This window comes from Anaeromyxobacter sp. PSR-1 (assembly GCF_000964525.1).
Lineage (GTDB): Bacteria > Myxococcota > Myxococcia > Myxococcales > Anaeromyxobacteraceae > Anaeromyxobacter.
Genome location: NZ_BAZG01000149.1, coordinates 1 through 10,846 on the forward strand (window position 1 = coordinate 1; position 10,846 = coordinate 10,846).

Genomic DNA, 10,846 nt, shown 5'->3' on the forward strand with positions numbered 1-10,846 from the left:
CGGGTGCGGCGGGAGCGGCGGCGGCGGGCGCCGCGGCGGCCGCGGCCTTCGCCTTGTCGCGCTGCGACTGGAGCATCTTCGGGTTCGGCGCGAGGATCATGAACATCTGGCGCCCTTCCATGCGGGGCGCCGACTCGATGACCGCCACGTCGCGCAGGTCCTCGATGACCCGCTGCAGCACCTTCTGGCCCAGCTCGCGGTGCGACATCTCACGGCCGCGGAACATCACGGTGATGCGCGCCTTGTTCGCCTCGCCGAGGAACTCGCGCACCTTCTTGATCTTGGTGTCGTAGTCGTGCTCCTCCGTGCGCGGGCGGAGCTTCACTTCCTTGAGCTGCACCACGACCTGCTTCTTCTTGGCCTCGTTCTGCTTCTTCTTCTCGAGGTACTTGAAGCGGCCGTAGTCCATGATCTTGCAGACGGGCGGCTTCGCCATCGGGCTGACCTCGACGAGGTCCATGCCCAGCTCCTGCGCGCGCGCCAGCGCCTGGTCGATCGGGAGCACGCCGAGCTGCTCGCCCTCGGCCCCGATGACACGAACCTCGCGGGCCTTGATGCGGCGGTTGGTGCGCGCATCGCGGCTGCCGCCGCCGCCCCGCGGATCTCTGTGCTGGATCGCCATGCTCCTCCGGCCCTGGGAAAAAGACGCTGTAGAATAAGGATTTCGGCCGCAATGTCAACGCGGCCGTGCGCCCGGGCGCGCGCGTCCCCTTCCCTCTCGCGGGGAAGGGGACGGCGCGGGCGGGTCTAGCGGGTGCCCGGGTCCGACGAGTCCTTCTTCGCCTCGCGGATCCAGCTCATCATGTCGCGGAGCCGCTTGCCCACCTCCTCGATGGGATGAGCGGCCTCGGCGGCGCGGTAGCGGGCCATGGTGGGACCGCCCGCCTGGTTCTCGAGGATGAACTCCTTGGCGAAGTGGCCGCCCTGGATCTCCTTGAGGATCTTGCGCATCTCGTCCTTGGACCGGTCGTCCACCACCCGCGGGCCGCGGGTGTAGTCGCCGTACTCCGCGGTGTCGGAGATGGAGTGGCGCATCCAGGCAAGGCCGCCCTCGTACATGAGGTCCACGATGAGCTTCAGCTCGTGGAGGCACTCGAAGTACGCGCTCTCCGGCTGGTAGCCGGCCTCGACCAGCACCTCGAACCCGTTCTTCACCAGCGCCGCCGCGCCGCCGCACAGCACGGCCTGCTCGCCGAACAGGTCGGTCTCGGTCTCCTCCTTGAACGTGGTCTCGAGCACGCCGGCGCGGGTGCAGCCGATGCCGCGGGCGTAGGCGAGGCCGACGGCCTTGGCCTGGCCGGTCGCGTCCTGGTGGACCGCGACCAGGCCGGGGATGCCGCGGCCGTCCTGGTACTGGCGGCGGACCATGTGGCCCGGGCCCTTCGGCGCGACCAGGAGCACGTCCACGTCGGCCGGCGGGCGGACCTGCACGAAGTGGATGTTGAAGCCGTGCGCGAAGAGCAGCGCCTTGCCCTTGGAGAGGTGGGGCGCGATCTCCTCGTCGTAGACCTTCTTCTGCGTCTGGTCCGGGATGAGGACCATGATCACGTCGGCCTCCTTCGAGGCCTCCGCGACCGGGAGGACGCGCAGCCCGGCGCCCTCGGCCTTGGCCTTGGACTTCGAGCCGGCCGCCAGGCCCACCCGCACGTCCACGCCGGAGTCGCGCAGGTTGAGCGCGTGGGCGTGGCCCTGCGAGCCGTAGCCGATGATCGCGACCTTCCGCTTCTTCAGCAGGTCGAGGTTCGCGTCCTTGTCGTAGTAGATGGTCGCCATGTTCGTTCCTCTACTTCAGTGAGGGGGGAGCCAGCGTCTTGAAGCCCCGCTCGAGGGCGATGCGCCCGGAGCGGCAGAGTTCCTGGATGCCGAAGGGGCGGAGCCGCTCCTCCAGCGCGTCGAGCTTGCCGGCGGTGCCGCTCGCCTCGACCACCAGCGCGTCGGGCGAGACGTCCACGATCACCGCCTCGTAGGTCTCGGCCAGCGCCCGGAGCTCGGCGTGGTTCCGCTCCGGCGTGCGGATCTTGGCGAGCAGCAGCTCGCGCTCGATCAGGTCCTGGGGCGAGAGCTCGCGCACCTCCACCACCGGGACCAGCTTCTGGACCTGCCGGACCACCTGGTCCACCGGGCTCGAGGAGAGCCGGACCACGATGGTCATGCGCGAGTACTCGGCCCGCTCGGTGGGGCCGACGGTGAGGCTCGCGATGTTGTAGCCGCGCCGCGAGAACAGCCCGGCGATCCGGTGCAGCACGCCCGGCTTGTTCTCGACGAGGAGGCTGATGGTGTGGGTGGAGCCGCTGGGCTGCGGGGTCTCGGTCCGTTCCATGTCACTCACCGTCGATCATGTCGTTGAGGGGGGCACCGGCCGGCACCATCGGGTACACCTTCTCCTCGCGCCGGATCCGGACGTCCACGATGGTCGGGCCGTCCTGGTTCGCCAGCGCGCGGTCGATGACCTGGTCCAGCTCCTCCGGGGTCCGGGCGCGCAGGCCGAGGCAGCCGTACGCGTCGGCGAGCTTCACCAGGTCCGGGAGATCGGCGAGCGGCGTCTCCGCGTACTTCTCCTCGTAGAACAGCTCCTGCCACTGGCGGACCATGCCCAGGAACAGGTTGTTCAGGACGAAGATCTTGATGGGCAGCTTCAGCTCGGACGCGGTGGCGAGGTCCTGCAGCGTCATCTGGAACGAGCCGTCGCCGTCGATGCCGATCACCAGCGCGTCCGGGCGGCCGAGCTGGATGCCGATGGCGGACGGGAGGCAGAAGCCCATGGTCCCGAGGCCGCCGGATGTGACGAACGTCCGGGGCTCGGCGGTCTTCCACCACTGCGCCGCGAACATCTGGTGCTCGCCCACGCCGGTGGTGACGATTGCCTTGCCGCCGGTCTTCTTCCAGAGCGTGTCGATGACGTACTGCGGGAGCAGCGGCTGCTTGGGGTCCTGCCGGTAGCGCAGCGGGTGCTTCTCCCGCCACTCGTTCACGCGCTTCCACCAGGGCCCGAGGTCCGGGCGGCCGTGGTCGGCGAAGGCGCGCCGCGCCTCCTCGTGCAGCTGCGGGAGCAGGCGCTTCAGGTCGCCCACCAGCGGCACCGTGGCGGTCACCAGCTTCGAGATCTCCGCCGGGTCCACGTCGAGGTGGATCACCTTCGCCTCGGGGGCGAAGGTGGAGAGCTTGCCGGTGACGCGGTCGTCGAAGCGGGCGCCGAGCGCGATGATCAGGTCCGACGCCTGCACGGTGTAGTTCGCGTACCGCGAGCCGTGCATGCCGAACATGCCCAGGCACAGCGGGCTCGTCTCCGGGAACGCGCCCTTGCCGTGGAGCGTCGTCACCACCGGCGCGCCGAGGAACTCGGCGAACGCGAAGACCTCCTTGTGCGCGTCGGCGGTGCGGACGCCGCCGCCCAGGTACACGACCGGCCGGCTGGACGCGCGCATGAGCTGGGCGGCGTCCTTGAGCCGCGGCTCCTCGCGGACCGGCGGGTGGTAGCCGGGGATCTCGACCGTCTCCGGCCACTCGAAGTCCAGCTCGGCGTTGAGCACGTCCTTGGGGATGTCCACCAGCACCGGGCCGGGCCGGCCGGTGCGGGCCACGTAGAACGCCTCCTTGAGGATGCGGGGCAGCTCGCGCACGTCGGTCACCAGCCAGTTGTGCTTGGTGATCGGCATGGTGATGCCGGTGATGTCCGCCTCCTGGAACGCGTCGGTGCCGATGAGGCTCGAGGACACGTTCGCCGTGATCGCGACCATGGGCACCGAGTCCATGTACGCGTCGGCGATCGCGGTCACGAGGTTGGTCGCGCCCGGGCCGGAGGTGCCCATGCACACGCCCACCTTGCCGGTGGCGTGGGCGTAGCCCTCCGCCGCGTGCCCGCCCACCTGCTCGTGCCGGACCAGCACGTGCCTGGGCCGCTCGGCCCCGTACAGCGCGTCGTAGAGCGGGAGGATCGCGCCGCCGGGGATGCCGAAGAGGACCTCGACCCCCTCCGCCTCCAGGGCGCGCAGGACCGCCTTCGCGCCCGTCATCTTCTCCTTGGCCATGCCGTCACCTTCGATTCACGAGTGTTCGAGGGAGCTGCGCTGTCGCGAAGCGGAACGCCGACGCACGGCCCGGCGTCGCCGCCCCGCGGGCGGCGCCGGCGCGGACCGTGCGCGTCATACGGCCACGGCGCGGATGCCGCGGCCCGCGGAGCCGCGCGAGGGCGCCGACGCGGCGGCGCCGCCGGGAACGGCGAGGCGCTTGGCGCCCTCGCTCACCGGCGGCCCCCTTCGAACGCGGCGATGTCCGCGTCCTGCGCGAGCAGGAAGCCGAGCTCGTCCACGCCGTTCAGCAGGCAGTAGCGCGCGAACCCGTCGATCGGGAACTTCGCGGTCGAGCCGTCGGGCAGCGTGACGGTCTGCGCCTCGACGTCCACGCGGACGCTCGCGCCCGGGGCGGCGAGCAGCTTCGCGTGGCTGGCCGGGTCGAGCACCACCGGGACCAGCCCGTTCTTGAGCGCGTTGTTGCGGAAGATGTCGGCGATGCGGGTGGAGATCACCGCGCGGACGCCGGCGTCCACCAGCGCCCAGGGCGCGTGCTCGCGCGACGAGCCGCAGCCGAAGTTGTCGCCCGCCACCAGGATCGAGCAGCCCTGCGCCTCCGGCCGGTTCATGACGAAGTCGGGCCGGGGCGAGCCGTCGGCGGCGTAGCGCCAGTCGGAGAACAGCGCCTTGCCGAGGCCCTTCTTGTCGGTGACCTTGAGGAAGCGGGCCGGGATGATCTGATCGGTGTCGACGTTCTCGCGGGGGAGGACGACGGTGCGGCTCTCGATGACGCGGATCGGTTCCATCACCGGCCCTCCAGCACGCGGCGGGGGTCGGCGACGGCGCCCGTCACCGCGGCGGCCGCGGCGGTGAGCGGGCTGGCGAGGAGCGTCCGCCCGCCGGGGCCCTGGCGCCCCTCGAAGTTGCGGTTCGACGTGGAGACGCAGTACTGGCCGGCCCGGATGTCGTCGCCGTTCATGGCGATGCACATCGAGCAGCCGGGCTCGCGCCACTCGGCGCCGGCCTCGCGCACGATGCGATCGATGCCCTCGGCCTCGGCGTCCTTCTTCACGCGGTGCGAGCCGGGCACCACCAGCGTGCGGGTCCGCACCTTGCGCCCCTTCAGCACCCGGGCCGCCTCGCGCATGTCCTCGATGCGGCCGTTGGTGCAGGAGCCGATGAACACCACGTCCACCTTCTGCCCGGCGATGGGCTTGCCGGGGACGAGCCCCATGTAGCGGAGCGCGGCCTCGAGGGTGGTGCGGGCGGAGGCGTCGCGCTCCGCGGCCGGGTCCGGCACCAGGCCGGTGACGGCGATGCCCTGCCCCGGGTTCGTGCCGAACGTGATCATCGGCTCGAGCGCGGAGGCGTCCAGGCGGAGCTCGCGATCGTAGGCGGCGCCCTCGTCCGAGGGCAGCGCGCGCCAGCGGGCCACCGCCTCGTCCCACGCGGCGCCCTTCGGCGCGCGGGGCCGGCCGGCCAGCCACTGGAAGGTGGTGTCGTCCGGCGCGACCAGGCCGGCGCGGGCGCCCGCCTCGATCGACATGTTGCAGAGGGTCATGCGGCCCTCCATCGAGAGCGCGCGGACCGCGGGGCCGAGGTACTCGATGACGTGGCCGGTGCCGCCGCCCACCCCGAGCCTCGCGATGATCGCGAGGATCAGGTCCTTGGCGGAGAGGCCGGGGCCGAGCTGGCCGTCCACCCGCACGGCCAGCGTGCGGGGGCGGCGCTGCAGCAGGCACTGGGAGGCGAGCACGTGGCCGACCTCGGAGGTGCCGATCCCGAACGCGAGCGCGCCGAACGCGCCGTGCGTGGCGGTGTGGCTGTCGCCGCACACCACCGTCATGCCGGGCTGGGTGGCGCCCATCTCCGGGCCGAACACGTGGACCACGCCCTGCGCCTCGTCGCCGAGCCCGTGCAGCTCGACGCCGAACTCGGCGCAGTTGCGCTCCATCTGCGACACCTGCGCCGCCGCCTGCGCGTCCACGAACGGCCACTTGCCGTCGGCGCCGCGGGGCAGCGTCGGGATGGAGTGGTCCATGGTGGCGAGCGTGCGCTCGGGGCGGCGGAGCTTCAGGCCGCGCTCCCGCAGCACCGTGAACGCCTGCGGGCTCGTCACCTCGTGCACGAGGTGCAGGTCGACGTAGAGGATCGCGGGCGCGTCCGGGGTCTCCGCGCGGACCACGTGCGCGTCCCAGACCTTGTCGATGATGGTCCTCGGCTGGCTGCCGTCGCTGCGCTTCGACATCAGGGCGTCCCCATCTCCGCGCGGGCCTCGCTCTCGGTGGGCGGTGGCATCTTCAGGGCGATCCGGTTGACCACGTCGAGGAACGCCCGCGCGCTGCCCTCGATGATGTCGGTGGAGAGCGCGCGGCCGCGGTACACGCCGGTCGGGTGCTCGACCTCGATGGAGACCTCGCCTTGCGCGTCCTCGCCGCGGGACACGCTCGCGATCTGGTAGTCGCGGAGCTTCAGGCTGATGCCGGTGACCTTCTCGATGGCGCGGTACACCGCGTCCACCGGGCCGTCGCCGGCCGCGACCTCCTGGATCCGCTCGCCGGCGGCGGAGCGGAGCGCGACCGACGCGCAGGGCAGCGTGCCGGTGCCGGAGGTGGTGGAGAGCGCCTCCAGCTCCCAGGCCACGCTCCCCTTCCCCAGGATCTGCCCGTGGACCACGAGCGCCTCGATGTCGGCGTCGTAGATGTCCTTCTTCTTGTCGGCCAGCACCTTGAAGTCGGCGAACACCTTGTCGATCTGCGCCTCGTCGAGCTGGTAGCCGAGCGCGAGGAGGCGATCCTTGAGCGCGTGGCGCCCGGAGTGCTTGCCGAGCACGAGCTGGCTGCGGGCGAAGCCGACCTCCTCCGGCCGCATGATCTCGTAGGTCTCGCGGTTCGTGAGCATCCCGTGCTGGTGGATGCCGGCCTCGTGCGCGAACGCGTTCTGGCCCACGATGGCCTTGTTGCGCTGCACGTGGAGCCCGGTCACCTGCGACACCAGGCGGCTGGTGGGGAAGAGCCGCTCGGTCTGGACGCCGGTGGTGACGCCGAGGACGTCCTGGCGCGTCCTGAACGCCATGACGATCTCCTCGAGCGAGGCGTTCCCGGCGCGCTCGCCGATGCCGTTGATGGTGCACTCGACCTGGCGCGCGCCCTCGAGCACGCCGGCCAGGCTGTTCGCGACCGCCAGGCCCAGGTCGTTGTGGCAGTGCACCGAGATGATCGCCTTGTCGATGCCGCGGACGTGCTTGCGCAGGTAGCGGATGGTCTCCGCGTAGGTCGAGGGCAGCGCGTAGCCGACGGTGTCCGGGATGTTCACGGTGCCGGCGCCGGCCTCGATGACGCGCTCGACCACCTCGGCGAGGAACTCGAGCTCGGTGCGGGCGGAGTCCTCCGCGGAGAACTCGACGTCGTCGAACTTCTCGCGGGCGAGCTTCACGCCGTCCACGGAGCGCTTGATGATCTCGTCCTTCGCGAGCTTGAGCTTGAAGTCGCGGTGGATGGGCGAGGTGGCGAGGAACACGTGGCAGCGGCGCCGCGGCGCGTCGGCGAGCGCCTTCCAGGAGGCCTCGATGTCGCCCTTGTTGCAGCGGGAGAGGCTCGCGATGATCGGCCCCTCGACCTGCCGGCTGACCGCCTGGATCGCCTCCAGGTCGCCGGGGGAGGCGGCCGCGAAGCCGGCCTCGATCACGTCCACGCCCAGGTCCCGGAGGGCCCGCGCCACCTGGAGCTTCTGCCCCAGGTTCATCGACGCCCCCGGCGACTGCTCCCCGTCGCGGAGGGTGGTGTCGAAGATGGTGACCCTTTGGCCTGCGTCGCTCACGGTTTCGTCTCTCCTTCCGGGACCTTGACGCGGTCTGACCGGTTCGGCTGAAACGGGAACCGCGAAGGGTACCAGAAACGTCCGGCGATGTGTACCCATCGAACACCCATAAATGGGCGTTCCGCCGCACCCAGGTGGGAGTGGGGCGGCGGGGCTGGACGCTAGAACGGCGCTGTCGCCTCGCGCGCCATCAGCTCGGCGAAGGCCTCGAGCGGCATGGTCTTCAGGTCCTCGCCGCCGTGGCGGCGCGGCGAGACGCCCTTCGCCTCGACCTCCTTCTCGCCCACCACCAGCGTGAACGGGATCTTGGCGAGCTGCGCGTTGCGGATCTTCGCGCCGAGCTTGTCGGAGGACGCGTCCACCTCGACGCGCCAGCCGCGCGCCAGCAGCGCGGCCGCCGCCTCGTGCGCCCACGCGTCGAAGCGATCCGAGACGGTCACCACCCGCGCCTGCACCGGCGCGAGCCAGGCCGGGAACGCGCCGGCGTAGTGCTCGGTGAGGATGGCGATGAACCGCTCGAACGAGCCGTAGATGGCGCGGTGGATCACCACCGGCCGGTGCTCCTTGTTGTCCTCGCCCACGAAGGTGAGGTCGAAGCGCTCGGGGGCCGCGTAGTCGAGCTGGATGGTGCAGGTCTGCCAGCGGCGGCCGAGCGAGTCGGTCACCAGCATGTCGATCTTCGGGCCGTAGAACGCGCCGTCGCCCGGGTTGAGCGTCCACTTCAGCCCGGTGGCGTCGAGCGAGGTGCGCAGCAGCGCCTCGGCGCGGTCCCACAGCGCGTCGTCGCCGATGCGCTGCTCGGGCCGGGTCGAGAAGGTGGCCTCGAAGCCCAGGCCGAACGCGCCGTACACGACCTTCATCAGCTCGAAGATCCGCAGCACCTCGTCGGTCACCTGCTCCTCGCGCAGGTAGATGTGCGCGTCGTCCTGCTCGAACTGGCGCACGCGGGTGAGGCCGCCCAGCGAGCCGGACGCCTCGTTGCGGTGGAGCGCGTCGGTGGTGAAGTAGCGGACCGGCAGCTCGCGGTACGAGCGCTTGTCCATCTTGTAGATGAGGTGATGCGACGGGCAGTTCATGGGCTTCAGCGAGAAGCTGCACCGGTCCTCCAGCGGGAGCGCCGGATCCGACTCGCTGTCCACCACCAGGAACATGTTCTCCCGGTACTTGCCCCAGTGCCCGGAGGTCTCCCACAGCCGCTTGTTGAAGAGCAGCGGGGTCTTCACCTCCTGGTACCCGTTCTTCAGGACCAGGCGGCGCATCGCGTCCTCGAGCACGTTGTAGAGGACGGTGCCGGCGGGCAGCCAGAACGGCGCGCCGGGCGCGTACTCGTGGAACGTGAAGAGCCCGAGCTGCGGGCCGAGGCGGCGGTGGTCGCGCTTCTTCACCTCCTCGAGCTTGGCGAGGTGCGCGTCCAGCTCCTTCTTGTCGAAGAAGGCGGTGCCGTAGATGCGCTGGAGCATCGCGTTCTTCGCGTCGCCGCGCCAGTACGCGCCGGCCACGTTCAGCAGCTTCACCACCCCGATGCGCCCGGTGGACGGGCCGTGCGGCCCGAGGCAGAAGTCCACCCAGTCGCCGTGCCTGTAGAGCGTGAGGGTCTTCGCGCCCTTCGCGGCGATGTCCTTCACGATCTCGACCTTGTACCGCTCGCCCATGCCCTCGAAGAGCGCGAGCGCGGCCTCCATCGAGATCTCGGAGCGGACGAAGGGCAGGTCGGCCTTGATCGCGTCGTTGGTCGCCTTCTCGATCTTCTCGAGGTCCTCGGGCGTGAACGGGGTCTCGCGCGCGAAGTCGTAGTAGAAGCCGTCCTCGATGGCCGGGCCGATGGTGACCTGGGTGCCGGGGTAGAGCTTCTGCACCACGCTCGCCATCACGTGCGCCGCGTCGTGGCGCGCGACCTCGAGCGCCTCCGGGCTCTTCGTGGTGACGATCTCCAGCCTCGCGTCGCGGTCGAGGGCGCGGGAGAGGTCCACCGGCGCGCCGTCCAGCTTGGCGAAGTAGGCCGCCTTGGCGAGGCCCGGGCCGATCTGCCCCTTCACGAAGTCGATGACCGGGGTGCCCCGCGGCGCCTCCTTCTGGCTGCCATCCGGGAGCGTCACCTTCACGAGGTCGGACATGTCGGTATGCCTATCCGTGGTCGAAAAAAAAGGCCAGCCGTGGCGGCTGGCCCTCGGTGGCGGGGGACGCCCGCGATGTGGGCACGGCTGGGATCGAACCAGCGACCCCCTGCGTGTCAAGCAGGTGCTCTACCACTGAGCCACGCGCCCTTCGATGAGGCGCGGTTATAGCCGAACGGGAATCGGTGTCAACGGCCGGGCGCGCGCGCCGCGCGCAGGAAGAACAGGAAGTACTGCGCGAACGAGACCGTCACGCACAGCGCCGCGAGCAGGCCCAGGGCGGCCACGTACGGCTCGACCGCGTGGCGCGGGTAGCCGCCGTAGTCGCCGGCGAGCGCGGTGAGCACGGTCGCGGCGAGCGCGAAGGTGGCGTACTTGCCGATGCGGGTGGGGGCGACCGGGATGACGCGGTGGACGGTGCGCAGGAACGCCGCGCCGGCGAGCTGCGCCAGGTCGCGGGCCACCACCAGCGCCGGGAGCCAGGCCGGCAGCCGGCCGGTCGCGGCCAGCGCCACCAGCGCGCACGCCGCCAGGAACTTGTCGGCGATGGGATCGAGGAACGCGCCGAGCCGGGTGCGCTGCCGGAGCGCGCGCGCCACCAGCCCGTCCAGCACGTCGGTGGCGGCGGCCGCCGCGAAGGCGGCCAGCGCGCGGGGCCGGTCGCCGCCCACGTAGAGGACCAGGAACGCGGGCGCGAGCGCGATGCGCAGCGCGGTGAGCAGCGTTGGCGAGGTTCACCGGCGAGGCCTCGGTCCTCGGCCGGGCGGGGCTCGTCCTCGAGCGGGCGCGGGGGCCGGGACGCTCACGACGCCTCAGGCGCGGTCGCGCAGCGCGCGGAGCACCACGAAGCGCCGCGCCGGGCCGGCGGCCGCGGCGGCCGGGTCGGCGCGCGCCACCGCGGCC

General features: G+C 71.3%; 9 protein-coding genes and 1 tRNA gene. All 10 read right to left on the reverse strand.

Annotation, left to right across the window (positions count from 1 at the left end; genetic code table 11):
• Positions 1 to 622, reverse strand: a 622-nt coding sequence (gene infC / locus PSR1_RS17615; RefSeq protein ID WP_059438765.1) for a translation initiation factor IF-3, incomplete at its 3' end; no start/stop codon positions are given.
• Positions 623 to 747: 125 nt separating this feature from the next.
• Positions 748 to 1,773: a ketol-acid reductoisomerase gene (gene ilvC, locus PSR1_RS17620; protein WP_059438759.1), complete on the reverse strand. Its 1,026-nt coding sequence runs from the start codon at positions 1,771 to 1,773 to the stop codon at positions 748 to 750.
• A 10-nt stretch (positions 1,774 to 1,783) separates the two neighbouring features.
• The gene (gene ilvN, locus PSR1_RS17625; protein ID WP_011421030.1) at positions 1,784 to 2,320 is read right to left on the reverse strand and encodes an acetolactate synthase small subunit; all 537 of its coding nucleotides are present in this window, start codon (positions 2,318 to 2,320) and stop codon (positions 1,784 to 1,786) included.
• Between the two features lies 1 nt (position 2,321).
• Positions 2,322 to 4,028 (reverse strand): biosynthetic-type acetolactate synthase large subunit, encoded by a 1,707-nt coding sequence (ilvB, locus tag PSR1_RS17630; protein ID WP_059438760.1) that lies wholly within the window; start codon positions 4,026 to 4,028, stop codon positions 2,322 to 2,324.
• A 212-nt stretch (positions 4,029 to 4,240) separates the two neighbouring features.
• Positions 4,241 to 4,816 carry a 3-isopropylmalate dehydratase small subunit gene (gene leuD / locus PSR1_RS17635; protein WP_059438761.1) on the reverse strand — a complete coding sequence of 192 codons (576 nt, stop codon included), beginning with the start codon at positions 4,814 to 4,816 and terminating at the stop codon, positions 4,241 to 4,243.
• The gene (gene leuC, locus PSR1_RS17640) at positions 4,816 to 6,258 is read right to left on the reverse strand and encodes a 3-isopropylmalate dehydratase large subunit (RefSeq protein ID WP_059438762.1); all 1,443 of its coding nucleotides are present in this window, start codon (positions 6,256 to 6,258) and stop codon (positions 4,816 to 4,818) included. Before leuC ends, leuD begins: the two co-directional genes overlap by 1 nt.
• Positions 6,258 to 7,829 carry a 2-isopropylmalate synthase gene (locus PSR1_RS17645; RefSeq protein ID WP_059438763.1) on the reverse strand — a complete coding sequence of 524 codons (1,572 nt, stop codon included), beginning with the start codon at positions 7,827 to 7,829 and terminating at the stop codon, positions 6,258 to 6,260. The genes leuC and PSR1_RS17645 overlap by 1 nt, the downstream gene beginning before the upstream one ends.
• Before the next feature lie 161 nt (positions 7,830 to 7,990).
• Complete coding sequence (gene thrS / locus PSR1_RS17650; protein WP_059438764.1) at positions 7,991 to 9,943, reverse strand: threonine--tRNA ligase; 1,953 nt, start codon at positions 9,941 to 9,943, stop codon at positions 7,991 to 7,993.
• A gap of 78 nt (positions 9,944 to 10,021) precedes the next feature.
• A tRNA-Val gene (locus PSR1_RS17655) sits at positions 10,022 to 10,093 on the reverse strand.
• 38 nt (positions 10,094 to 10,131) lie between these two features.
• Positions 10,132 to 10,614 carry a CDP-alcohol phosphatidyltransferase family protein gene (locus tag PSR1_RS17660; protein ID WP_237758111.1) on the reverse strand — a complete coding sequence of 161 codons (483 nt, stop codon included), beginning with the start codon at positions 10,612 to 10,614 and terminating at the stop codon, positions 10,132 to 10,134.
• Between the last annotated feature and the right edge of the window lie 232 nt (positions 10,615 to 10,846).

What these genes read in the sequence shown, in the direction of transcription:
- ilvC (WP_059438759.1), bottom strand. Translation starts at nt 1,773, where the DNA reads ATGGCGACCATCTACTACGACAAGGACGCGAACCTCGACCTGCTGAAG.
- ilvN (WP_011421030.1), bottom strand. Translation starts at nt 2,320, where the DNA reads ATGGAACGGACCGAGACCCCGCAGCCCAGCGGCTCCACCCACACCATC.
- ilvB (WP_059438760.1), bottom strand. Translation starts at nt 4,028, where the DNA reads ATGGCCAAGGAGAAGATGACGGGCGCGAAGGCGGTCCTGCGCGCCCTG.
- leuD (WP_059438761.1), bottom strand. Translation starts at nt 4,816, where the DNA reads ATGGAACCGATCCGCGTCATCGAGAGCCGCACCGTCGTCCTCCCCCGC.
- leuC (WP_059438762.1), bottom strand. Translation starts at nt 6,258, where the DNA reads ATGTCGAAGCGCAGCGACGGCAGCCAGCCGAGGACCATCATCGACAAG.
- thrS (WP_059438764.1), bottom strand. Translation starts at nt 9,943, where the DNA reads ATGTCCGACCTCGTGAAGGTGACGCTCCCGGATGGCAGCCAGAAGGAG.